Origin of the sequence: Rhizobium sp. NZLR1, from assembly GCF_017357385.1 — a bacterium.
Lineage (GTDB): Bacteria > Pseudomonadota > Alphaproteobacteria > Rhizobiales > Rhizobiaceae > Rhizobium.
This window is the reverse complement of record NZ_CP071632.1, coordinates 1,332,801-1,354,775: the sequence shown is the minus strand read 5'-3', so window position 1 is coordinate 1,354,775 and position 21,975 is coordinate 1,332,801. Positions and strand designations below refer to the sequence as shown.

The 21,975-nt window shown below is 62.5% G+C and carries 22 protein-coding genes; 12 read left to right on the top strand and 10 right to left on the bottom strand.

The window, feature by feature from the left end:
• The first annotated feature begins 121 nt into the window (after positions 1–121).
• Positions 122–814 (top strand): YafY family protein, encoded by a 693-nt coding sequence (locus J3O30_RS06795; RefSeq protein WP_207583481.1) that lies wholly within the window; start codon positions 122–124, stop codon positions 812–814.
• Between the two features lie 357 nt (positions 815–1,171).
• Here J3O30_RS06795 and J3O30_RS06790 read toward each other — a convergent pair whose 3' ends face one another.
• Both J3O30_RS06790 and J3O30_RS06785 read right to left on the bottom strand, forming a co-directional pair.
• Positions 1,172–2,017 carry a metallophosphoesterase gene (locus tag J3O30_RS06790; protein WP_207583480.1) on the bottom strand — a complete coding sequence of 282 codons (846 nt, stop codon included), beginning with the start codon at positions 2,015–2,017 and terminating at the stop codon, positions 1,172–1,174.
• Positions 2,018–2,158: 141 nt separating this feature from the next.
• Positions 2,159–2,761 carry a superoxide dismutase gene (locus tag J3O30_RS06785; protein ID WP_003546549.1) on the bottom strand — a complete coding sequence of 201 codons (603 nt, stop codon included), beginning with the start codon at positions 2,759–2,761 and terminating at the stop codon, positions 2,159–2,161.
• 209 nt (positions 2,762–2,970) lie between these two features.
• On the opposite strand from J3O30_RS06785, the gene J3O30_RS06780 reads away from it, so the two are divergent.
• The 3 genes from J3O30_RS06780 (at position 2,971) to J3O30_RS06770 (ending at position 4,847) form a co-directional block, all read left to right on the top strand.
• Positions 2,971–3,297 (top strand): hypothetical protein, encoded by a 327-nt coding sequence (locus J3O30_RS06780; protein WP_207583479.1) that lies wholly within the window; start codon positions 2,971–2,973, stop codon positions 3,295–3,297.
• 107 nt (positions 3,298–3,404) lie between these two features.
• Positions 3,405–4,058: a methyltransferase domain-containing protein gene (locus J3O30_RS06775; protein ID WP_207583478.1), complete on the top strand. Its 654-nt coding sequence runs from the start codon at positions 3,405–3,407 to the stop codon at positions 4,056–4,058.
• Between the two features lie 57 nt (positions 4,059–4,115).
• Entirely contained in the window at positions 4,116–4,847 is a 732-nt protein-coding gene (locus J3O30_RS06770; RefSeq protein ID WP_207583477.1) for a sulfite exporter TauE/SafE family protein, read from the top strand.
• Positions 4,848–4,863: 16 nt separating this feature from the next.
• On the opposite strand, the gene J3O30_RS06765 is transcribed toward J3O30_RS06770, so the two are convergent.
• A complete protein-coding gene (locus J3O30_RS06765) occupies positions 4,864–5,205 on the bottom strand; it encodes a nuclear transport factor 2 family protein (RefSeq protein ID WP_207583476.1) in 342 nt (113 codons plus the stop codon).
• A gap of 117 nt (positions 5,206–5,322) precedes the next feature.
• Here J3O30_RS06765 and J3O30_RS06760 point away from each other — a divergent pair, with 117 nt between their 5' ends.
• Positions 5,323–6,600: a multidrug efflux MFS transporter gene (locus J3O30_RS06760; protein ID WP_207583475.1), complete on the top strand. Its 1,278-nt coding sequence runs from the start codon at positions 5,323–5,325 to the stop codon at positions 6,598–6,600.
• Here the strand turns inward: J3O30_RS06760 and J3O30_RS06755 are convergent.
• A complete protein-coding gene (locus tag J3O30_RS06755; protein WP_207583474.1) occupies positions 6,559–7,179 on the bottom strand; it encodes a TetR/AcrR family transcriptional regulator in 621 nt (206 codons plus the stop codon). The two genes, J3O30_RS06760 and J3O30_RS06755, sit on opposite strands and share 42 nt — an antisense overlap.
• 128 nt (positions 7,180–7,307) lie before the next feature.
• Here J3O30_RS06755 and J3O30_RS06750 point away from each other — a divergent pair, with 128 nt between their 5' ends.
• Positions 7,308–7,991, top strand: a complete 684-nt coding sequence (locus J3O30_RS06750; RefSeq protein WP_207583473.1) for a glutathione S-transferase N-terminal domain-containing protein — start codon at positions 7,308–7,310, stop codon at positions 7,989–7,991.
• Positions 7,988–8,347: a nuclear transport factor 2 family protein gene (locus tag J3O30_RS06745; protein WP_207583472.1), complete on the top strand. Its 360-nt coding sequence runs from the start codon at positions 7,988–7,990 to the stop codon at positions 8,345–8,347. Before J3O30_RS06750 ends, J3O30_RS06745 begins: the two co-directional genes overlap by 4 nt.
• 218 nt (positions 8,348–8,565) lie before the next feature.
• Here the strand turns inward: J3O30_RS06745 and nadE are convergent, their stop codons facing one another.
• From nadE to J3O30_RS06725, 4 genes are all read right to left on the bottom strand, one after another.
• Positions 8,566–9,399: an ammonia-dependent NAD(+) synthetase gene (gene nadE / locus J3O30_RS06740; protein WP_207583471.1), complete on the bottom strand. Its 834-nt coding sequence runs from the start codon at positions 9,397–9,399 to the stop codon at positions 8,566–8,568.
• A gap of 102 nt (positions 9,400–9,501) precedes the next feature.
• Positions 9,502–10,707: an adenylate/guanylate cyclase domain-containing protein gene (locus tag J3O30_RS06735; RefSeq protein ID WP_207583469.1), complete on the bottom strand. Its 1,206-nt coding sequence runs from the start codon at positions 10,705–10,707 to the stop codon at positions 9,502–9,504.
• 29 nt (positions 10,708–10,736) lie between these two features.
• Positions 10,737–12,350 carry an MDR family MFS transporter gene (locus J3O30_RS06730; RefSeq protein WP_207583468.1) on the bottom strand — a complete coding sequence of 538 codons (1,614 nt, stop codon included), beginning with the start codon at positions 12,348–12,350 and terminating at the stop codon, positions 10,737–10,739.
• Positions 12,351–12,428: 78 nt separating this feature from the next.
• Positions 12,429–13,670, bottom strand: coding sequence for an HlyD family secretion protein (locus tag J3O30_RS06725; RefSeq protein WP_207583467.1), 1,242 nt, complete (start codon positions 13,668–13,670; stop codon positions 12,429–12,431).
• Between the two features lie 138 nt (positions 13,671–13,808).
• Here J3O30_RS06725 and J3O30_RS06720 point away from each other — a divergent pair, with 138 nt between their 5' ends.
• Positions 13,809–14,711 carry a LysR family transcriptional regulator gene (locus J3O30_RS06720; RefSeq protein ID WP_207583466.1) on the top strand — a complete coding sequence of 301 codons (903 nt, stop codon included), beginning with the start codon at positions 13,809–13,811 and terminating at the stop codon, positions 14,709–14,711.
• A gap of 325 nt (positions 14,712–15,036) precedes the next feature.
• Here J3O30_RS06720 and J3O30_RS06715 read toward each other — a convergent pair whose 3' ends face one another.
• Positions 15,037–15,924 (bottom strand): branched-chain amino acid aminotransferase, encoded by an 888-nt coding sequence (locus J3O30_RS06715; protein WP_207583465.1) that lies wholly within the window; start codon positions 15,922–15,924, stop codon positions 15,037–15,039.
• 240 nt (positions 15,925–16,164) lie between these two features.
• On the opposite strand from J3O30_RS06715, the gene J3O30_RS06710 reads away from it, so the two are divergent.
• The gene (locus J3O30_RS06710; RefSeq protein WP_207583464.1) at positions 16,165–17,208 is read left to right on the top strand and encodes a zinc-dependent alcohol dehydrogenase family protein; all 1,044 of its coding nucleotides are present in this window, start codon (positions 16,165–16,167) and stop codon (positions 17,206–17,208) included.
• Between the two features lie 241 nt (positions 17,209–17,449).
• Here J3O30_RS06710 and J3O30_RS06705 read toward each other — a convergent pair whose 3' ends face one another.
• Positions 17,450–18,268 carry a sugar phosphate isomerase/epimerase family protein gene (locus J3O30_RS06705; protein ID WP_207583462.1) on the bottom strand — a complete coding sequence of 273 codons (819 nt, stop codon included), beginning with the start codon at positions 18,266–18,268 and terminating at the stop codon, positions 17,450–17,452.
• Between the two features lie 342 nt (positions 18,269–18,610).
• Between J3O30_RS06705 and J3O30_RS06700 the strand changes: the two genes are divergently transcribed.
• From J3O30_RS06700 to tam, 3 genes are all read left to right on the top strand, one after another.
• Complete coding sequence (locus J3O30_RS06700) at positions 18,611–19,075, top strand: cupin domain-containing protein (protein WP_207583461.1); 465 nt, start codon at positions 18,611–18,613, stop codon at positions 19,073–19,075.
• 579 nt (positions 19,076–19,654) lie between these two features.
• Positions 19,655–20,929: a hemolysin family protein gene (locus tag J3O30_RS06695; RefSeq protein ID WP_207583460.1), complete on the top strand. Its 1,275-nt coding sequence runs from the start codon at positions 19,655–19,657 to the stop codon at positions 20,927–20,929.
• 71 nt (positions 20,930–21,000) lie between these two features.
• Positions 21,001–21,771, top strand: a complete 771-nt coding sequence (gene tam, locus J3O30_RS06690) for a trans-aconitate 2-methyltransferase (RefSeq protein ID WP_207583458.1) — start codon at positions 21,001–21,003, stop codon at positions 21,769–21,771.
• The last annotated feature ends 204 nt before the right edge of the window (positions 21,772–21,975 follow it).

Here is a 21,975-nt window from a genome sequence, read left to right as displayed (position 1 = left end):
CCGCCTTGAGTTCTGCGGGCCGTTTTCAGAGACCCTAATTGATTTCAATCTGATAGGCGGCTCTATACGGGAACCCAACTGACAGTGTATTGTCAGGAGCGTAAGGGATGGGAGAGGCAAAATGCGCAAGGCCTCGCGGCTTTTCGAGATCATTCAGATCCTGAGGCTCGCCAGAAAACCGATGACGGCGGCTGTTATCGCCGAGACGCTTGAGGTGACCGTGCGTTCGATCTATCGCGACATCGCCGCCCTTCAGGCGATGCGCGTGCCGATCGAGGGCGGGCGCGGCATCGGCTATATCATGCGGCCGGGCTTCGACCTGCCGCCGCTGATGTTCTCGATCGAAGAGATGGAGGCGATCGTGCTGTCGCTGGCGCTGCTCGAACGGACGGCCGACGAGGAGCTGAAGCAGGCCGCGCGCCGGGTCAACCAGAAGATTGCCGGCGCTGTGCCGGCACCGCTGCGCCAGGCAATGGACAGCAAAGCGCTCTATGCCTGGGGCTCGATCGCCCAGCCGGCTGGCTTCGATCTTGCGATCGTGCGCCGGGCGATCCGCGACGAACGCAAGCTGATGCTCGACTACCGCGACGAGGTTGGTCGGGCCAGCGAACGGACGATCCGGCCGATCGCGCTGATCTATTATTCGCAGACCGCCAATATCGTCGCCTGGTGCGAGTTGCGCCAGGCGATTCGCAATTTTCGCAGCGACCGGGTGGAGTACTGCGCGGCAAGCGAGGATTTCTTCAAGGGGGACGGCGACCGACTGCGGGAGTTGTGGACCAGCGGCTGGACGGAGAAGGCAGTGCCTGTGTAATAGCCGGGCGTTTGTGCGAACACGTTTGGCGGCGTTTGAGCCACGAGCAGGGGTCAGTGTCATGAGCCTGGTGAAGCGCCTTTCGTGCCTGGCACATCTTCGACGCCGCCAAAGGACTGCCGACATTTATCCCTCCTCCGTCATCCTCGGCCTTGAGCCGAGGATCCACGTTGGCCTCTATCAGCAGCGCGCATGGATCCTCGGCTCAAGGCCGAGGATGACGGAGGGTGTGGGCGCGCTGCACCAGACTCGCACTGGCGCCTTAGGTGCTCCATCGAGGGCGCACCCGGCTTACCTCTGACGATCCCTGCGCAGGATAAACCGAGCAGCACAAAAGAGCCGTACAGCCGTCCCAGCCTAAAAAGCCAACGTCCGGCTCTCCTCGCGGCCGAAGCCGCGGATTTCAATCTGGTCGGGGTAGACTTCGACGATGGCGAAGGCGTTTTCGGTCTCGGTGTCGACCACGCCCTTGAAATTGACGAAGTGGCAGGCGCCGGCTTTGCCGTAATTGCCGACGTGGTTGTGACCGTTGAGATAGGCGACGACATTGTCGTGCGAGGCGAGCAGCGCGACGATGCGGTCGCAATCCCACATGTCGTGCTCACCGGGAGGATGCACGGGATAGTGATTCATGACGATCACCTTCTCGCCGGCTGCGGCTGCGCTTGATATTTCATCGCCGAGCCAGGTGAACTGCTCGTCGCTCAGCGCAGCATTCCAGCGATGGGCATTTCTGGCGCCTTGCTCCTGCAGCACGGTCAGCATCCGTGCGGCCAGCGCCCGATGCGGATGGCCTTCGGGCGGCGCGAAGGTGCTGACTTCGTTGCCGTCGAGCACGATGAAACGCCAGCCGTGGCGCGAGACGCTGTAATAGGGCGATGGCATGCCGAGACGGGCGGCGATTTCGGAGAGATGGCCGGAGGAGACCGAGAAATCGTGATTGCCGAGCAGGAAGAGCGCCTCATGCCTCAGCTTGCCGTAGACCGGCAGGATATCGTCGAAGCTTGCGAAGCTGCGGTCGATGATATCGCCGAGCGTCATGACGAAGCTCAATTCCTCGCCGTTGAAGACCTCGATCGCCTCGGCAACTTTGGCGAGGCTGTTGGCGTAATAGCGGTCCATGGCCGCATGCGGCTGGATTGCCGCATATTGCGGGTCGGCGATGATGCCGAAGCGGAACAGGGGAAGAGCAGAAAAAGACATGGGGCGTGATTAGGAGCGGCCGATGACAGGGATGTGACGGCTTGTCTTTCAAAACGAAACACCCGGCGTTTGAGGCGCCGGGTGCCAAGTTCGAAGAGGCTGACTGACATCGCCGCCCGTGGGCTGCGAGTCCGGGGCCGCTTACTTCGTGGCTGCTTCGTAGCGTTCCAGGACGTAGTCCCAGTTGATCAGGCTATCGACGAAGGCCTCGAGATATTTCGGGCGGGCGTTGCGATAGTCGATGTAGTAGGAGTGTTCCCAGACGTCGACGCCGAGGATCGGGGTGGCGCCGTGAACCAGCGGATTTTCGCCGTTCGGGGTCTTGGAGATTTCGAGCTTGCCGTTCTTGACGGAAACCCAGGCCCAGCCGGAGCCGAACTGGGTGGCGCCGGCAGTGGCGAAATCGGCCTTGAACTTGTCGTAGCCGCCGAGATCGGACGTAAAGGCCGCTTCGAGCTTGCCCGGCAGCTTGTTGCCGCCGCCGCCCTTCTTCATCCACTTCCAGAAATGGATGTGGTTGTAGTGCTGGGCAGCGTTGTTGAAGAGGCCGGCATTGGTGCCGAACGACTTCTTCACCACGTCTTCGAGCGAGAGATCCGAAAGACCGGCTTCGGCGGCAAGCTTGTTGCCGTTGTCCACATAGGCCTTATGGTGCTTGTCGTGGTGAAACTCCAGCGTTTCCTTCGACATGAAGGGAGCAAGCGCTTCGTAATCATAGGGAAGTTCAGGCAATTCGAAAGCCATATCAGATCTCCTTGCAATAGATTGCGTCATCGGCAGGTGAGGCGGAACATAGGAGGGGAAAGGGGGAGAGGCAACCGGCGAAATATCAAAAAACGATCCGTCGGAGGAAAATTTGCCTCAGTTGCCGCGATGGAATCGCGCCTGCAAATTGCTTGGGATATCCGCACCGAAAACCGCTTCCCCGCGATTGACCTCAATGGAGACCCGATATGAACAGGAATATAATCCCGCTGCTGGCGATGGCCACGTTTCCCTTGCTCTCAGCTGCGGCGCACGCATCCTCGGATGAGGCCTGGAAACAGATGGCGGCTGACGTGGAGGCCAAGTGCAAGACGGCGGCTGTCGCCATCGACAATCCGAATGCCGCCGTCGATCCCTTCGGCACTTCCCATTACGGGCTTGCCCTGCTGACGGGGAAACCGAAGGGCGCCAAGGGGCTGATCGCCCAGATCTGCGTCTACGACAAACAAAAGAAAACCGTCGAGATCGGCAGCGAGCTGGACGCCAAAGAGCTTGGGCTCATGCCGGCAAAATAGGCAGCCGCGGGTCGGCCTGCCAGGCGATTTTGTGCCTTCGGTCACAATCCGAGCGGAACCGGAACCTACCCTTAGGAGTTGAGGCCTGGGCTTCAGGGAGGTGCGGCATGTCGGAGCTTCGCAGCAGCGCGGAAGATCAACAGAAAATCTATCAGCGCTGGGCACCGGTCTATGACCGCGTCTGTCGCGGCATTCTCCGTGATGGCCACCGCAAGCTGGCGGCGCTTGCCGCCGCAGCCGGCAGCGATGTTCTGGAGGTCGGCGTCGGCACCGGCCTGACGCTCGGGCACTATGCCAGCCGCTGCCGGGTGACCGGCATCGACATTTCCGAACACATGCTCGCCCGGGCGCGCGAAAAGGCGAAACGCGAGGATCTGCAGCACGTCCAGGCGCTTGACGTGATGGATGCGCATGCGCTGAGCTTTGCCGACAGGTCTTTCGATGCGGTTTGCCTGCCCTTCGTCATCACCCTGATCCCCGAGCCCGAGCGGGCGCTCGACGAATGCGCCAGGGTGCTGCGGCCGGGCGGCGAAATCATCCTGGCCAGCAAGCTTGGAGACGGCGCCGGTCTGCAGGGCGCGATCGAGGCGGCGGTGGCGCCGCTGGTGCGTCACATCGGCTGGTCCTCCGCCTTCCGCATCCACCGTATCCTCGCCTGGGCCGAGCGGCGTGGCGATTTTTCCGCCGTCGAAATCCTGCCGGTCTTTCCGAACGGCTTCTTCAAAATTGTTCGGCTGAAACAGCGCGGACTTTCCGCTTGAATTAAGATTTTTTCCGCATCGCGGATTCTGATGCTACCGTTCGTCTGAGGGGACCGCATGACATCGGATATCTTCTTCTTCATCGTGGTGGGCTTCTGCGCGCAGATCGTCGACGGAGCACTCGGCATGGCCTTCGGCGTGCTGTCGACGACGAGTCTTCTTGCCTTCGGGGTGCCGGCGGCCAATGCCAGCGCGATGACGCATGTGGCTGAGATGTTCACCACGGCCGCGTCGGGCATTTCGCATGCCTATCATCGCAATGTCGACTGGCGCCTGGTGGGGCGGCTGGCACCGGCCGGCATGATCGGCGGCGCGATCGGCGCCTATCTGCTGGCCAATATCGACGGCAGGGTGATCGCACCGTTCGTGTCGGCCTACCTGATCGCGATCGGCTTGCTAATTCTCTACAAGGCCTTTCGGCCACCGGCAAAACGCGAGGTGCGCGACTGGGCCGTGCCGCCCGTCGGGTTTTGCGGCGGCGTGCTCGATGCGATCGGCGGCGGCGGATGGGGACCTGTCGTCACCAGCACGCTGATCGGGCGCGGCCATGACCTGAAGCGGGTGATCGGCTCGACCAATTTCACCGAATTCGCGGTAACGCTGACGATTTCGCTGACCTTCATCCTGACGCTCGGCTGGTCGGAGCTCAATTCGGCGATCGGCCTGATCATCGGCGGCGTCATTGCCGCGCCCTTTGGCGCCGTCCTCGTCAAGCGGCTGCCGGTGCGGCCGCTGATGGTGGCGGTCTCGATGGTCATCATCGTCACGTCGGCAATTCGGATCCTGTAAACCGCGCCAGCCGCGATCAGAGATTGCGGCCGAAATAGACTTCCACGGCGGCGATCTTGTCGCCGCGGAAACGAAGGCTTTCTATGTTGCAGAAGCTGCCGCCGTCGAGTTTTTCGGCGCGGTAGCGAACAACAGCCTCGTCGCCGTCGACCGCCAGGAACTCGATGTGGATAGCACGGAAGAACGGCTCCTTCGGCCAGCAGCGCTCGAAATACGTGGCCCGGTCGATATGGTCGTCACGCGGACTGGAGAAGGTGAAATCTTCCGCCAGCATGGCGTCGACTTTATCCTTGCGGTCTTCGAGATAGGCGGCGTAGAGATCGCGGACTGTCTGTTGCCTCGTGCGCATATCGTTCATGGCAATATCCTCCGATTATCCGATTGCGTTATGCAATCAGTTATATCTAACACTTTTATCCGAGATGATCCAGATTGCCGCGCAACTGCGCCTTCATGATCGACGCCGAGGCAAGGAATGACCGATACTCAATTGGACGCGGCGAGCGCTAGGGCAGGCTCGATCTACTGGAAGCGCAACCTCGCGATCTCGCTGGTCGGCTCTTTCACGACGATCGTGGCGATGACGCTGTTGCTGCCCTTCCTGCCGCTCTATGTCGAGGAACTCGGCGTCAGCGACCATGCGGCGATCGTGCAATGGTCTGGTATCGCCTATGGTGCCACCTTCCTGGCCGCGGCTCTCGTCGCGCCGATCTGGGGACGGCTCGGTGATATTTACGGTCGCAAGCTGATGCTGGTGCGCGCCAGCCTCGGCATGACGGTGGCGATCTCGCTGATGGGCATGGCCGGTAATGTCTGGCAGCTGGTGGCGCTGCGCCTCTTCGTCGGCCTTGCTGGCGGTTATGCCTCCGGCTCGATGGTGCTGGTGGCGACGCAGACGCCGAAGGACCGCTCGGCCTGGGCGCTCGGCGTTCTCTCTTCCGGCATCATGGCCGGCAATCTCGTCGGGCCGCTGATTGGCGGGGCGCTGCCGCCGGTCATCGGCATCCGCGCCACGTTTCTGGCGGCCGGCGGCATGATCTTCCTCGCCTTTCTCGCCACGATCCTGCTGATCAAGGAGGAGAAGTCGCCGGCCCGCAAACAGGCGGCCAAGGCCAGCGGCGGCTGGAAATCCATCGGCGACAAACGGCCTGTCATCGCCATGCTGGCAACCGGCATGCTGTTGATGTTCGCCAATATGTCGATCGAGCCGATCATCACCGTTTATGTCGCGCAGATCGTGCCGGTCGCGGACCAAGTCACGATGATTTCGGGCATCGTCATGTCGGCCGCCGCCCTCGGCAGCATTCTTTCCGCCTCGCGGCTCGGCAAGCTTGCCGACCGGATCGGCCATTGGCCGGTGATTTCAGGCGCGCTCGCCGTCGCCGGACTGCTGCTGATCCCGCAGGCCTTCGTCACCAGTTCCTGGCAGCTGATCGTCCTGCGTTTCCTGATGGGCGCAGCACTCGGCGGGCTCCTGCCCTGCATCGCCGCCGTCATCCGCCACAGCGTGCCGGATAGCGCGGCCGGCAGCATTCTCGGGCTTTCCATCTCCTCGCAATATATCGGCCAGGTGGCCGGTCCGGTCCTCGGCGGCTTTGTCGGCGGCCATATCGGCATGCGGGCGGTTTTCCTCGGCACCTCGGTGCTGCTTCTCGGCGGTGCTGCCTATGCCTGGATGGTGCGGCCGCGGGATGCCGAGACGGACCCCCAGTCAGCTTCGCTGGACGCTCCCGCAGATCAGCTCGACGCCTGAGCTGGCGATCGCTTCCAGCGTCTCGCGGCTGTCGCCGGCGCGGGCGCGGACTGCGAGTGAATGCATGACGGCGGAGGCGAGCATTGCCAGCATCTGCGGATCGGCGCCTTGCGGAAGCTCGCCGCTTTGAACCGCAAGGCGCATGCGCTTTTCGATCTCGCCGTCGAAATCGCTGAGGCTGCGGCCAAGCACCTCGCGGACCCGCTCATGCTCGACCGCCTCGACCGTTGCCGTGCCGATCAGGAGACAGCCGCGCGCGGCGGTTTCACCATGCAGATACACCGCCAACGCGCCGGCATAGACGCGTGCGAGATTGTCGCGCAGCTGAAGTGACGGATCGAGCGCCTCAGCCAGCGCATCCATGCCGTCCTGCCGGTAACCCTCCAGCGTATCGAGATAGAGATCCTCCTTGTCGCCGAAGGCGCCATAGAGGCTCGGACGATTGAGCTTGGTCGCGGCACTCAGATTGTCGAGCGAGGCGGCGGTAAAGCCCCTGTCCCAGAAGACATCCCGCGCCTTGGCGAGTGCGGCCTTGGCGTCGAAACCCCTCGGGCGGCCGCGCTTCTTTTCATCCTTCATATTTTGTACCGTTTCGCATTAAATTCTTGACGAACGTTATTTTATGCGAAACAGTACAAATGTTCAATGGCATGAACAGCCGGCATCGACCGGCTGCGCCAAGAGAGGAACTGAGAGAGGAAATCGCCATGAAACTCTATATGAACGCCGCTGCCTGCTCGCTGTCGCCGCATATCGTCTGCCGGGAGCTGGGGCTCGATATCGAACTGGTCGAGGTCGACCGGCAAACCAACAGAACGAGCGACGGGCAGGACTACCTTTCGATCAACGGCAACGGTTATGTCCCGGCGCTGCTGCTCGACGACGGCAAAGTGCTGACCGAGGGGCCGGCGATCGTGCAATTCCTCGCCGACAGCGTGCCGCAGGGATCAGCCATGCTGCCCGAGGTCGGCAATATCAGCCGCAACGAGGTGCAATCCTATCTGAATTTCATCACCGCCGAACTGCACAAGCCGATGGTAATGCTGTTCAACCCGCTTTATGCCAGCGTCCATGCGGAGATCCGCGCGCTAATCTCAAAGCGGCTCGCCTGGCTGAACGGCCGCATTGCCGGACCCTATCTCACCGGCGATGCCTTCACGGTGGCGGACGCCTATCTCTTCGTCTGCCTGAACTGGTCGCCCTGGATCGATGTCGATCTCAGAAAATGGCCGGCGCTGCTTGGCTTCCTCGGCCGCGTGGCGGAACGCCCGAAGGTGCGCGAGGCGATGCAGGCCGAAGATCTCGAAGCCTTCGATGCCGACGGCGTCTATTTCGCGCCGCATGCCTATGTCGCCTCGTCGGGGCGAACGGGCTCGCCGGTGCGGCCATGAACGCGGCTTCGACCGAGACGATCCTGCGGCGGTTCAACAATGTGTTCCTGTCGCACAATCCCGCAGCACTCGATGAACTTGTCGGCGAAGACTGCATCGTCGAGAACACGCAGCCGGCGCCGAACGGATCCCGCCATGTCGGGCGGGCGGCCTGCATCGAACTCTGGAGCGGGATCGCAACCACCCCCGGCACCTGGTTCGTTTCCGAGGACATGATCGTCACCGGCGAACGCGGTATCCTCCTCTGGCGCTTCTGCTGGGGAGAGAACGAAGGGCAATCGGTGCGCGGCGTCAACCTGATGCGGGTGACGGACGGCAGGATCATCGAGGCGCTCGGCTACGTGAAAGGCAATTGACGGCATTGCCGGCGCCGGCGATTATCCGCCGGCGCCGGATGATCCTTCCCGAACTTCCCGGAATATCGAAAGGCTGCGCCGACCGCATCTTGCCTCCCGTGAAAGCCGAAGAGCCGGCTCCCCAACGACAGGAGATGACAATGCGCCAGACGATGACAGCCTATAGAGTGCATGCCGTGTCAATCTCCCGGATGGGGCTTGCCGGCGGGGGCCCGCCCTCACAGCGCGTTGACGGCAACCGGCAGAGCGCGCTTGTGGGCGGTTGCGCGATAGGCGGCGAGGATGCGGCGGCGGGCGATCTCGCCGACCGGCTTGCCCTCTAGAAAATCGTCGATCTCGTCATAGCTGACGCCATAGGCCTCCTCGTCGGGGCGCAACGGCCGCTGGTCCTCGAGATCGGCGGTCGGCACTTTGAACACCAGCTCATCCGGCGCGCCGAGCCGCTTTGCCAGCAGGCGCACCCGGCGCTTGTTGAGGCCGGCGAGCGGCAGGATATCGGCTGCGCCATCACCGAACTTGGTGAAAAAGCCCATGACCGCCTCGGCGGCATGATCGGTGCCGATGACGAGACTGCCGAGCGCGCCGGCAAGGGCGAACTGGGCGATCATGCGCTGACGGGCCTTGATGTTGCCGAGAATGAAATCCTGGCGACCGGCATCGGCAAGAGCAAGGCCGCCGCTGCGGGCCGCGGCAAGCATCGCATCGGCCGGCTCTTTGATGTTGACCACCATCGAACGATCGGCGCCGATCGTGGCAAGCGCCCTCTCCGCATCGGCCTCGTCCGCCTGGACACCATAGGGAAGGCGCACGGCAATGAACTCGGCCTTATGGCCGCTGTCACGCAGCTCGCGCACGGCCTTCTGGGCGATCAGCGCCGCCGTCAGCGAATCGACGCCGCCGCTGATGCCGAGGACATAGCCGCGCAGGCCCGAGGCCACGAGATAATCCTTGAGGAAATCGGTTCGCCGCTCGATCTCGTGATCGGGATCGATATCGGCGGCGACGCCCAACTCGCGGATAATCTCGCCTTGTTCGTCGGACAGTACTGTCATGGGATTCTTCCTCGGTGTTGTGGGGTTGGCGCAGTATGGGAGGAAGATAGCGGAAGGGTGAGAGGTGTGGCACCCCCTCTGCCCTGGGGTCCTACCACACACCTACCGCACGATCGTGAACAACTCCACCGGCTCCGCAAACCCCTTCAGCCCATGCGCCCCGACGGACACCACATCCCCTGCCCCCGCCTCTTGGCGGAACGGCTCCGACATCAGCAAAACCTCTCCCAACTCGCTGCAGGCGGTCTGGATGCGGCTGACCAGGTTGACGTCGCGGCCGATCAGGGTGAAGTCGAGGCGGCGGCCGGAGCCGATATTGCCGTAGCTGACCTCACCGTAATGCAGGGCGATGCCGGCCTTTACGGCGATGCCCTCATACTGGAAATGGTCGATCTCATTGAGGATGGCACGGGCCGCGGCAAGAGCGGCGCCGCAGGAATTGGCCGCGTCGCAACCCGGGAAAAAGGCGAGCACGGCATCACCCATGAATTTCAGCAGTTCGCCGCCCTCGCGGGTGATGGCCGGCACGATCCTGTCGAAATAGGCGTTGAGCAGGCCGAGCACGGTGCTGCCGGGCAGCCGATTCGACAGTTCGGTAAAGCCGCGCAGATCGCAGAGCAGCAGGGCCGCCTCCATCGATTCGATCTCGTCGCGGCGGATGCGGCCGGCAAGAATGCGGCTGGCCGTCAGCGGGCCGATATAGGTATCGAGCAGGCTGAGCTCGACCTGGCGAAGGATGCGCAGCTCGCTGGTGTTGCGCAGCGCCGGCAGGATGCGCTCTATCAGCTGCCGCTCCGAGGCGGTGAAGCCGCCCGGTCGCCTGGTGCCGAAGACGGCGGCACTAACCGGACCGTCGACATTGCAGAGCGGCGCGATGACAAGCTGCATCAGGCCGCGATCGGCGAAAACATCGATATGCTGCCAGCGGCCATGCACGCTGTCTCTTGTATCGACGACCAGCGGTTCGCGGGTTTCCATGACCTTGCGCAGCGGTGTATTGGCGATGGCGACCCGCGCGCCGTGTTCCCGGTCGTGGATCTCGACCGGCTCGCCCGGCGCCCAGGCGATGGTGCGGCCGATGAACTCGGGATGCAGCGTCATCAGATGCAGGGTCAACCGGTCGACCGGCAGGCCGAGCGCCTGAAGCCTGCGGCCGAGGCCGGAGACGAGGCCCGCTTCGTCGAGCGCATGGCACTCATCGCCGGAAAGCCACTCGATGATCGAGAGCAGCGCCCCGGCGCTGACGGCATGGCCGGCGGCCTTTGGCTGAAACCGATCGAGATCGGGAGCATGGATCGCTGATATCATGGCGTTGTCCTCCTTAAGGGCGCGCGGGGTTAGTGAGCACCGCCACCTGAGAGCTGACCGGGTTTCCTGAGCAGCAGGCTTGCAACCAGGGCGACGACGAGGGCGACGCCGAGCAGGAAGAAGGTGTCGCTGAAGGCCATGATATTGGCCTGCTTGCGTATTTTGAGCGCGATGGCGACGACGGCCTTGTGGCCGGCGAGCGCCTGGTCGCTGACGCCGTGGCTCATGAAGTAGCCGGTGAGCCTGGCGATACGATCGCGGGTGGCTTCCTCGAAGACCGAGACCGAGTTGGTCAGAATGTTCGAGTGGAACTGTTCGCGCTTCGACAGGAAGGTCTGCAGCGAGGCGATGCCGACGGCGCCGCCGAGATTGCGCATCATGTTGAAGAGCGCCGAAGCCGAACCGGCATTCTCCTGTTCGATGCCTGATGTGGCGATCGCCGAGAGCGGGGTGAAGACCAGCGCCTGGCCGATGGCGCGGACGATATTCGGCCAGAACAGCTGGTCGCTCGCATAGTCGCCGGTCATATGCACGTTCATGAAGTTCGAGGCGGCAAAGAGGGCAAAGCCGACGATGATCAGCAGCCGAACGTCGAACCGTTTCATCAGCTGCGGCACCAGCGGGATCAGCAGCAGCTGCGGGATGCCTGTCCAGGCGAGCACCATGCCGATCTGCTCGGAATTATAGCCCTGGATGCGGGTCAGATAGATCGGCAGCACGAAGACCGAACCATAGAGCGCGATGCCGAGCAGGAAGTTGGCGACGATGCCGAAGCCGAAGTTGCGGCGCAGCAGCAGGCGCAGGTTGAGGAGCGGATGGGCCGCCCTTAGCTCGATGACGATGAACAGGGTCAGCGACACGGCGGCGATAACCGACAGGCGGAGGATGAAATCGGAGCCGAACCAGTCTTCCTTGTTGCCTTCTTCCAGCACGGTCTGCAGGGCTGCGAGCCCGATCGCCATGGTGGCGATGCCGGGCCAGTCACCCTTGGCAAGCAGCTTCAGGTTCATCGGCGCCCGGTCGAGCGAGGCCCACAGCATGGCGACCATCAGCGCGCCCGGCACCAGGTTGACGTAGAAGATATATTCCCAGCCCCAGTTCTCGGTGAGGTAACCGCCGATCGTCGGGCCGATCGCCGGCGCGAAGGTGGCCGACAGGGCAAAGAGGGCAAGGCCGATCGGCTGCTTGGCCTTGGGCAGCAGCGTGATGATGATGGTGAAGGCCATCGGGATCAGCACGCCGCCGGAAAAGCCCTGAATGGCGCGCAGGATGATCATCTGCTGCAGGTTGGCCGCAAAGGCGCAGGCGATGGAGAAGATCAGGAAGAGGATGGCGTTGACAAGCAGATAGTTGCGCAGGGAAAAGACCCGCGCCAGCCAGGCGCTCAAGGGGATGACGACGATCTCGGCAATCAGATAGGAGGTCGAGATCCAGCCGCCGTCATCGCTGCCGGCGCCGATGGCGCCCTGAATATCGGCAAGCGAGGCATTGACGATCTGGATGTTGAGCACCGCCATGAAGGCGCCGAGCGTCGAGCCGACAACGGCCGTCCACATGCGAAGCGGGCTCAGGGCTGCGGGCACGGGCGCTGCAGCGGCGGGCTTGCGCGAATTGCTGTTGGCGGCGATCTGAAGAGTGGCCATGACGTATCTCCTTCCGGCTCTTGCGGAAAACTGTCTCATGACGAGGTTCGGGTGATAATTCGGGAATTTGGAGAAGGATCATCCAGCGTGGCTGGATAATCCCCCCTCGGCTGCCTTGGACGCCTGAACAGCCCCGCTCTGGGCAGCCTTGGTATCGATTTCGGGCTCGACCGACATGCCGGAGCGCAACAGGCCGCTCAGCGCCTGGTCGTCGATGACGATCTTGACCGGGATGCGCTGGACGATCTTGGTGAAGTTGCCGGTGGCATTGTCCGGTGGCAGCAGCGAGAATTCCAGGCCGCTTGCCGGCGAAACGCTGTCGACATGACCTTTGATCGATATATCGGGAAAGCTGTCGACCTTGATCTCGACCGACTGGCCGGGACGGACATAGGTCAGCTGCGTTTCCTTGAAATTGGCGACGACATAGACGGCATGCAGCGGCACCACCGCCATCAGCTGCGTGCCCGAGGTGACATACTGGCCGACACGGATCGACCGGGCGCCGACCGTGCCGTCGACGGCGGCGACGATATCAGTATAGGACAGATTGAGTTCGGCCTGCTGGGCCGCCGCAGCTGCCCGGTCGCGCTCGGCGACCGTCTGTTCGCGCTGGCTCTGGAGCACCGGCACCTTGTTCTCCGCCGCAACGAGCGCCGCCCGGTCGCGCTCGACGGCGGCAGCTGCCTGGTCGCGGGCCGACTGGGTCTGTTCGGCGCGCGACTGGGTGCCGGCGCCATTGCTGATGAGGCGGGCCGAGCGGGCGGCGTCGGAGACGGCAAAATCCAGCGAGGCCTGCGAAGCATCGATCGTCGCGCTCGCCTGCCCGATGACCGACTGCTGCAGGGCGATCTGGGCATCGATATTGGTGATGGCGGCTTCGGCCGCCTTCAGATTGGCTCTCGCCTGGGAAAGTGCGGCCTGGAAATCACGATCGTCGATGCTGGCAAGAACCTGGCCTGCCTTGACCGCGTCGTTGTCGTTGACCAGAACCTGCCTGATATAGCCGGCGACCTTCGGGGCGACGGTGGTGTAATCGGCCTTCACATAGGCATCGTCTGTGGATTCGATGAAGCGGCCGACCGTCCAGTAGCGGTAGCCGAAATCGCCTGATAAGGCGACGCCGGCAAGCAGCGCGGCGGCAACGACGGCGCGCTTGAATATCGCGCGGCCGGCCTTTTTGGGAGCGTCGGAAACCGGCGCTTCGGCGACCGGCATGGGAGCCGCCTCGGCGACGGGCGCCCGGGCGGTTTCGTCAGCCAAGATCAACTCGGCCTGTCCGGCAGTTTCGAAAACATCCTTGCGGGGTAACTCGACCATCGTCCTTCTCCTTCGTCTGTCGCCCCGTCTCTGCGGGGCCCTGTTCGATGCGAAGGAAAATGCACCCTGCCAATCATTCTGATAATCTGCTTATATCGGGAAGGATCATCAACTCTCAGCGGATAATCCGGAGACAATATGGATCGACTGACAAGCCTCGCCGTCTTTGGCCGCGTGGTGGAATGCGGCGGGTTTTCCGCTGCCGCGCGCCGGCTCAACATGTCCGTGACCATGGTCGGCAATCACGTGCAATCGCTGGAGGACCGGCTCGGCGTCAGGCTGCTCAACCGCACGACACGCAAGGTCAGCCTGACGGAAACCGGCAAATATTACTATGAGCGCTCGTCGCAGATCCTCGCCGAACTCGACGAGGCGGATCGGACGGCTGGGGCGCTGAACACGACGCCGCGCGGCACGCTGAAGGTCTATACCAGCAGCGCCATCGTGCGGTTCCTGCTGCCTGTCGTCAGCGAATATATGGAGCTTTACCCGTCGATCGCGCTCGATTTCAGCGTCGGCGAGCGGATGGTCGACATGATCGAAGACGGCTACGACCTGGTGATGCGCACCGTGCCGCCGCCGGATTCGTCGCTGGTCGCCCGCAAGCTGACGCCTTGGCGCCATATGCTGGTCTGCTCGCCGGCCTATTTCGAGAGCCACCCGATGCCGAAAAGCCCGGCCGAGGTCGCCGATCACAATTGCCTGCAATATGCCTATTACCCCTATGGCGACGAATGGCGCTTCGAGGATGGCGAGGGTAAGCAGGAGAGTGTCAAGATCGGCGGCAACGTCGTCTCCAACAGCGCCGAAATGCTGCGTTTCCTGACGCTGAATGGGCAGGGCATCTTCCTGGCGCCGAGCTTCGTGGTGTTCGACGACATCGCCGAAGGGCGGCTGGTGAAGATCATGCCTGACTACCGGCCGGTGGAATTCAACATCAACGCCGTCTACCCCAACCGCAGCCACCTGCCGACCAAGGTCCGGCTGTTCATCGATCTGTTGGCGGAGAGATTTGCGGAGCATCGGAAGTGGATGACGTGAGGGCCTGAAGCAGGCCTGCTCTCACATTTTTTTAGAATGGGCTCGGGGGTCGATGGCACCCCCTCCGCCCTGCCGGGCATCTCCCCACAAGGGGAGAGATCGGATGGGGCGATGGTTTCCCCAGACAACGGGCCTTACAGACGTCGTCATTTTAGAGCGAGGCATGACCTCCTGCCGATCTCCCCACCTGTGGGGGAGATGCCCGGCAGGGCAGAGGGGGGGTGGACGCAGGCTGGGATTTGCCGGCGGGATAGCGCCAGCCCTTCGCTTGCGCTTCGGGCGTTCGTCGCTGCAATCGATTGACTGGATCGATTGCAGCGGCTTCTCACTCTTCACTCTCGCTTCGTCCGTGGGCCCAGTCCATGTAGAGGTCCAGCGCCTTGCGGGTGACCGGGCCTTCCTGAAAATCGCGGCTGTCGAGGCGGGTGACGCCGACGACTTTGGAATAGTTGCCGGTGGTGAAGATTTCGTCGGCTGCGAGGAAGTCCTCGACCGACAGCGTTGCTTCGACGACGTCGAAACCGGCCTTGCGCAAAAGGCCCATGACTCGGGCGCGAGTGATGCCGGCCAGGAAGGTGCGGTTGGCGGCCGGCGTCATCACGACGCCGTCACGCAACAGGAAGACATTCGAGGAGGCGGTCTCGACGACGTTGCCGTTGAGATCGCGCACCAGCGCATTGTCGAAGCCGCGGCTGCGGGCCTCGGCGATCATCCGGCCGCTGTTCGGATAGAGCGAGCCGGTCTTCGCCTCGGTCATCGCCGTTTCCGGCGACGGGCGGCGATAGGGCGAGACGGTGAGGCTGGTGCCGCCATGGCCGCCCATCGGCGCCTCGAACAGGCAGAGTGCGAAGCGGGTCGATTCCGCATCGACGGAAACGACGCTGCCCGGCGAACCATGTTCGCCCCAATACATCGGCTTGATGTAGATCGGCGTCGCGCCCTCGAATTTGGCAACACCCTCCCAGGCGAGTGCGGCGATTTCCTCAGCCGATTTCACCGGTTTCAGGCCCATGGCCAGCGCCGAGCGGTTGATGCGCTGGCAGTGCAGGTCGAGATCCGGCGCAATGCCGTCGAACCAGCGGGCGCCGTCGAAGACCGTCGAGCCCAGCCACATGGCATGCGAGGTCGGCCCGATCAGCGGCGGATTGCCGGGGAGCCATTCCCCGTCGACGTGAGTCCAGGTGGTTGAACGCGGTGATGTATCGACGGCCATGCTGCCCTCCCTAAAAAGCTGGTTGAGCAAAAACCCCGTCGGCAAGCCGGGTCAAGGATAAATCCAGACCGGAAACATGGAAGCAAGAAAATGCCGGAGGATGACGCCTGGCCGCAATTTTCGTGCGCGACAACGGTGACTTGAGCGATGGGTGCATCAGCAAAAGTGATGGGAATGGATGTTGGAATGGCAGCTTGGCGGATGCATCATGGGCGCAATCACTGAACAAGGAAGACACCGATGAAAGCCATGTTCTACGAAGCCTTTGAACAGGCGCCCGAGATTCGCATCCTGCCCGATCCGACGCCTTCCGAGGACGGCGTCGTCATATCGGTCGGCGCCAGCGGGCTCTGCCGCAGCGATTGGCACGGCTGGATGGGACACGACCCCGATATCCGCCTGCCGCATGTGCCGGGGCACGAGCTTGCCGGAAAGATCGTCGCCACCGGCCGCGGCGTGATGCGTTTCAAGATGGGCGACCGGGTGACCGTGCCGTTCGTTTCCGGCTGCGGCCATTGCAGCGAATGCCATTCCGGCAACCAGCAGGTCTGCCCCAACCAGTTCCAGCCGGGCTTCACCCATTGGGGATCGTTCGCCGAATATGTGGCGATCGATTATGCCGACACCAATCTGGTGCATCTGCCCGATACGATCGACGATGCGACGGCGGCAAGCCTCGGCTGCCGCTTCGCCACCTCGTTTCGAGCCGTCGCCGACCAGGCGAGGACCGGACCCGGCGAATGGATCGCCGTGCATGGCTGCGGCGGCGTCGGCCTGTCGGCGATCATGATCGCCACCGCACTCGGGGCGAATGCGATCGGCATCGATATCTCCGAGGAGAAACTTGCCTTCGCCAGAGAATGCGGGGCAGTGGCAACGGTCGATGCCTCAGGCGTCGCCGACGTGGCGGAGGCGGTGCGCGAGATCACCAAGGGTGGCGCGCATGTCTCGATCGACGCGCTCGGCCATCCCGCCACCTGTTTCAACTCGATCAAGAATCTTCGCCGGCGCGGCCGGCATGTGCAGGTGGGGCTGATGCTCGGCGAACATGCCACGCCGCAGATTCCGATGGCGCAGGTGATCGGCCACGAATTGGAGATCTACGGCAGCCACGGCATGCAGGCCTGGCGCTACGACGCCATGCTGTCGATGCTCGCCGCCGGCAAGATCGCGCCGCAGAAGCTGATCGGACGTCGGGTCAGCCTGGAGGAGGCCGTGCCGGCGCTGATGGCGCTCGACAAGGCAGAGGCGACGGGGATCAGTGTGATCACCCGGTTTTCATGAGGGAATTCCACCCTCTCGCCTGTGGCAAGCACAGGAGGGAGTAAGGTGCCGCCACGATTGCCTTCTGCCCAACGGGGAGAAGATGCCGGCAGGCAGATGAGGGGGTGAGCGGCGAAGCCGCGAATGCACGGAGCGGATGCGAAGGGCAATCATGAATGGCGTGCCGTGCGGCCCCCTCATCCGACCCTTCGGGCCACCTTCTCCCCGCTGGGGAGAAGAGGGAATGGGCGGACAACGAACCCTATTCGGCCAAGCCGATCGAGGCGAGATAGGCCGCGGAAGCCGGGATCTTCGACTTGTCCTTGATCTCGATGATCAGGCGCGGATTGCTTTCGAGCTTGGCGAGGGCTGCGAAGACGGCGTGCCAGTGGATCGAGCCTTCACCGAGGCTCCAGTGGCGGTCGGCATAGCCGTCGGCATCCTGCAGATGGACATGCTGCAGGCGGTTGCCGGCGGCCTTGACGTAATAATCCACAGGCGGCGCGCCGGTATAACCATGGGCATAATGGGCGTGGCCGGTATCGATCGAGACGGCGACGGCGGGCGAATTGAAGCTTTCGGCCAGCGCCACGCGGATGCTGGGATCCTTGTCCTCGATGTTTTCGATGACCATGGTGCAGCCGATATCCTCGGCGCGTCTGACGGCGTCACGCAGCGTCAGATGCACGCGCTCGACCAGATCCCCTCGGGCACCGTCATTGTTGTCGAGATTGTTGTAAGACCACGAGGTGTAAGGGCTGTGGACGACCATCTGCGTCGCGCCGATGGCGGTGCAGACGTCGAGGCCCTGCAGCAGCCGCCGGGTGACGACAGCGCGGATATCCGGATCTTCCGAGGCGATGGTAAAACCCCAGAACGGGCCGTGAATGCCGAGGCGGCCGGTATGGCCGTCGAGAAGCCTGCGGGCGCGCGCAGCGAGCGGCGCCCAGTCGCCGTTCAGAACCTCGGCATCGACGAAACTCTGCAATTCGAGATCGCGGGACTTTTCGAAGAGCCAGCTTCGGTGAAGCTCGAGCTCAACGAGCGTCATGGCGGCGCCGACGACGGGAAGAGAAGACATGGATGCGCTCCATCGATGACGCCGTGACGGCGTGAAGGGACGGCCGGAACAGCCGCCGCGTTCTATGCGCCCCTTCTGTGTCGGCGGTATTACAGGCGCGGAGCCTTTCGAAACGCCGCAGCCCTGTCATTTCCGCACGGCTGGCACAGCGCTGGCGGACCTTGCGAAATAGATCCGTCGCACCGATATCAGCCTCTCAGCTTCGTGAGGCATGTCCCATGCCCGAGCTATGTGGCGACGGTGCCTTCGGTAACAAGGCTGTTGTCAAAGGCGGTGCAAAGGTCTAACGGCTGCGCCCGCAAGAAAAAGCCCCGGGAGAAAAGCCCGAAAAAAGAAAGGGACATGATGTCCAACTCATTTGTGACAATGCCTGCCGGCGAAGGCGCGAAGCGCTTTTTCGTCCTCGGCGACCGGATCGAGCGACAGGTCCGTATCCGCGGAACCTGGCTCAACATCTTCGACGTCACCGTGCCGCCCGGCAGCCGCACCCCGAAACACGCGCATGCGAGCCCGGAAGTGTTTCGCATCCTCGCGGGACGTTTGACGATCTGGCGGCTCACCGACGACGGCCCCGAAGAGATCGAGGCCGGCGCGGGCGATATCGTCACCATTCCGCCCTTCATGGTGCACGGCTATTCCAACCGCGGGACAGCCCCGGCTGTCTTTTCCGCGATCGTCGATCGCGACATGGCCGAATTCATCGAAGCGGAAGGCACGACCGAGCCGCTGAAAGCCCCCTCGCCTGAGACCATCGCCCGCATGACCGCGGCGGCCAATGCTTACGGGATCACCATTCTGGCGGCTTGATGGCGCGAGCGCGTGATGCCGGGCCGCTTCGAGCGGCTTTCGGCATCATGCGGAAACACGAACAATACTTTTAAAACCTTCAATCAGAACGCGGTACTGCCGCCGTTTTCAAAACTGTCACATCAGTAGGCTATGAGGATTTTTGCCCGGTGCCTCTTGCGCCGGCACCGTTTCACCGCCAAAATTGCGACATGCCTGACAGCGACCCATCCAGTACAAGTTCCGCCCGTTCCAGCCGAGATCTTCCGGCCGAGGAAGCTGGCGACCACTGTAGGCGGCTTCGTGTCCGCCCCGCCCAGGGTACATCCCGCAGAGAGCGGCCTGCTTCCAGATCATTGCGAACGACGCGCCGCCGCATAGCCGGCTCTTGCCGAATCACGGATGTTTTTCGACCGCATTTCCGACCCTTCCACCCGGGTCGGGCTTGCCGCCTCACGGAATTCTGAGGACCGATGGAAGCGACACTGATGTAATACGACGACGGAATGACGATGGGCGACGCGTATGTAGCGCCTCGTCGAACACCTCGCTGCGTCGCCTTGTCGATGCGGCATTGAAACCTCAACGAATAGGGTCCCTGTGTTTCTGGAAATTGGAATTGTGGCGTTTCTCACCATCGTCAATGGTGTGCTCGCCATGTCGGAGTTGGCTGTTGTGTCTTCTCGAACAGCCCGCCTCAAGGTTCTCTCTGACCATGGGAGCAAGGGTGCAGCGCAAGCAATCAAACTTGCCGAAAACCCCGGTCGTTTTCTCTCTACGGTTCAGATTGGCATCACACTGGTCGGTGTTCTCTCGGGCGCCTTCTCAGGGGCCACGCTCGGCAGCCGCTTGACCGGATGGCTGGAGACACAGGGAATGTCATCGACGGTCGCCGACGCGATTGGCGTCGGTTCAGTCGTCGTGGCAATCACCTATCTTTCTTTGATTGTCGGCGAACTTGTTCCAAAGCAGATCGCGTTGCGAGAACCCGAAGCCGTTGCAGCGAAGGTCGCACCGGCTATGGCGGTGCTTTCAAAAATCGCGCTGCCGCTCGTGTGGCTTCTGAACGCCTCCGGAAATCTTGTGCTCAAGCTCTTGGGCCAAGCCGGAAAAGGTGGCGATAACGTCTCTGACGAAGAGATCAAAACTGTTCTGGCCGAGGCGCAGTCGGCCGGCGTTATCGAAAGCGAAGAGTCCGCGATGATATCCGGCGTTATGCGCCTGGCGGACCGCACCGCCCGAGCGCTTATGACGCCGCGACGAGACGTCGAAATTATCGATATCGACGACAGCCTTGATGAAATTCGAACTCAGTTGCACCGGACGAAACGGTCTCGGCTGCCGGTTCGGAAAGGCAGTTCGGACGAGGTGATCGGCATCCTTCCGGTCAAGGACTTTTACGACTCGATGTCGGAACACGGCACTGCCGATATCAAGGCTCTGACGCAAGACGTCCCGGTGGTTTCAGACCTTTCAACGGCGATCAATGTGATTGAAGCCATCAGGAAATCGCCAGTCCACATGGTGCTGGTTTTTGACGAGTACGGCCATTTCGAGGGGATTGTCTCGTCGGGTGACATTTTGGAAGCGATCATGGGGGCGCTCCAGGAGGGACCTATCGACGAGCAGGCCATCGCTCGTCGAGACGACGGTTCGTACCTGGTGTCCGGCTGGACGCCGATCGACGAATTCGCCGAGTTCTTGAATCTCAAGCTCGATGACGATCTCGAATATCAGACCGTGGCTGGCCTGGTGTTGGAAGAGTTGAAACATCTGCCGGAGCTGGGTGAGAGCTTCACGAGAGGCGGATGGCGCTTCGAAGTCGTCGATCTCGACGGAAGGCGCGTGGACAAAATACTTGTGTCTGCGGAGTGAAGGTCGGCGGGCGCTTGCATCGCCTATAAGATCGTCAAGCTCGACGGCCACAACATCAGGAGGTACCGCCCATGGCATGGTCCGCCCATCAATATGTGAAATTCGAGGATGAGCGCACACGACCGGCGCGCGATCTTCTGGCGCAGGTGCCTTTGCAAAGCCTTCGCCGCGCTGTCGACCTCGGTTGCGGGCCGGGCAATTCGACAGAACTGATCATCGAGCGCTATGGGGCCGACGGCGTCTCCGGTCTCGATAGCGACATGAACATGCTGGAGGCGGCCCGCAAGCGGCTTCCAGGCACGGCCTTCGTCGAAGCCGATCTCGGCAGCTGGCAGCCGACGGAGCCGGCCGACCTGCTGTTTGCCAATGCGGTCTTCCAATGGCTGCCCGATCATCTCGATATTTTCGACCGGCTGATGGACGGGCTTTCCGCAGGCGGCGTGCTGGCGGTGCAGATGCCCGACAATCTTGGCGAACCCTCGCATCTGATGATGGAGGAGACGGCGCATGCGGGGGCCTGGAAGGCCGCCTTCGAGGAAAAGAGCGTGCGCCGCCAGGCGTTGGCCCCGCCTTCGGCCTATTATTCCAGGCTGATCGCCAAAGCCGCGCGCGTCGATATCTGGCACACCATCTACAATCATCCGATGGCGGATGGCGCGGCGATCGTCGAATGGGTGAAGGGCACCGGGCTGATGCCCTATCTCACCCATGCCGGCGAAAAGCATCGCCAGGCCTTCCTGACGGATTATCTCGCGCGGGTGGAAAAGGCCTATCCGAAGATGTCGGATGGGCGGGTGCTGCTGCGGTTTCCGCGGATTTTCATGGTGGCGGTGAAGGGATAACCGGAGGCTAATCACTGCTCTCCGGTTCTGACCGCAGCCCAGACCCCTCCCCACAAGGGGGAAGGGCTGAAATGCCGCACCGCTTCACATAACCTCCATCGCAGCAATCCGCAGAACGGTAACAGCCAGCAAGACTTCTCGTTTTGGTCACCGCCAGGGACCACAGCTTAGTCCCTCCCTCTTGTGGGGTCTTCATGGGTCTTC

Coding starts and splice junctions, on each gene's coding strand:
- J3O30_RS06795 (WP_207583481.1), top strand. CDS start 122: ATGCGCAAGGCCTCGCGGCTTTTCGAGATCATTCAGATCCTGAGGCTC.
- J3O30_RS06790 (WP_207583480.1), bottom strand. CDS start 2,017: ATGTCTTTTTCTGCTCTTCCCCTGTTCCGCTTCGGCATCATCGCCGAC.
- J3O30_RS06785 (WP_003546549.1), bottom strand. CDS start 2,761: ATGGCTTTCGAATTGCCTGAACTTCCCTATGATTACGAAGCGCTTGCT.
- J3O30_RS06780 (WP_207583479.1), top strand. CDS start 2,971: ATGAACAGGAATATAATCCCGCTGCTGGCGATGGCCACGTTTCCCTTG.
- J3O30_RS06775 (WP_207583478.1), top strand. CDS start 3,405: ATGTCGGAGCTTCGCAGCAGCGCGGAAGATCAACAGAAAATCTATCAG.
- J3O30_RS06770 (WP_207583477.1), top strand. CDS start 4,116: ATGACATCGGATATCTTCTTCTTCATCGTGGTGGGCTTCTGCGCGCAG.
- J3O30_RS06765 (WP_207583476.1), bottom strand. CDS start 5,205: ATGAACGATATGCGCACGAGGCAACAGACAGTCCGCGATCTCTACGCC.
- J3O30_RS06760 (WP_207583475.1), top strand. CDS start 5,323: ATGACCGATACTCAATTGGACGCGGCGAGCGCTAGGGCAGGCTCGATC.
- J3O30_RS06755 (WP_207583474.1), bottom strand. CDS start 7,179: ATGAAGGATGAAAAGAAGCGCGGCCGCCCGAGGGGTTTCGACGCCAAG.
- J3O30_RS06750 (WP_207583473.1), top strand. CDS start 7,308: ATGAAACTCTATATGAACGCCGCTGCCTGCTCGCTGTCGCCGCATATC.
- J3O30_RS06745 (WP_207583472.1), top strand. CDS start 7,988: ATGAACGCGGCTTCGACCGAGACGATCCTGCGGCGGTTCAACAATGTG.
- nadE (WP_207583471.1), bottom strand. CDS start 9,399: ATGACAGTACTGTCCGACGAACAAGGCGAGATTATCCGCGAGTTGGGC.
- J3O30_RS06735 (WP_207583469.1), bottom strand. CDS start 10,707: ATGATATCAGCGATCCATGCTCCCGATCTCGATCGGTTTCAGCCAAAG.
- J3O30_RS06730 (WP_207583468.1), bottom strand. CDS start 12,350: ATGGCCACTCTTCAGATCGCCGCCAACAGCAATTCGCGCAAGCCCGCC.
- J3O30_RS06725 (WP_207583467.1), bottom strand. CDS start 13,670: ATGGTCGAGTTACCCCGCAAGGATGTTTTCGAAACTGCCGGACAGGCC.
- J3O30_RS06720 (WP_207583466.1), top strand. CDS start 13,809: ATGGATCGACTGACAAGCCTCGCCGTCTTTGGCCGCGTGGTGGAATGC.
- J3O30_RS06715 (WP_207583465.1), bottom strand. CDS start 15,924: ATGGCCGTCGATACATCACCGCGTTCAACCACCTGGACTCACGTCGAC.
- J3O30_RS06710 (WP_207583464.1), top strand. CDS start 16,165: ATGAAAGCCATGTTCTACGAAGCCTTTGAACAGGCGCCCGAGATTCGC.
- J3O30_RS06705 (WP_207583462.1), bottom strand. CDS start 18,268: ATGTCTTCTCTTCCCGTCGTCGGCGCCGCCATGACGCTCGTTGAGCTC.
- J3O30_RS06700 (WP_207583461.1), top strand. CDS start 18,611: ATGATGTCCAACTCATTTGTGACAATGCCTGCCGGCGAAGGCGCGAAG.
- tam (WP_207583458.1), top strand. CDS start 21,001: ATGGCATGGTCCGCCCATCAATATGTGAAATTCGAGGATGAGCGCACA.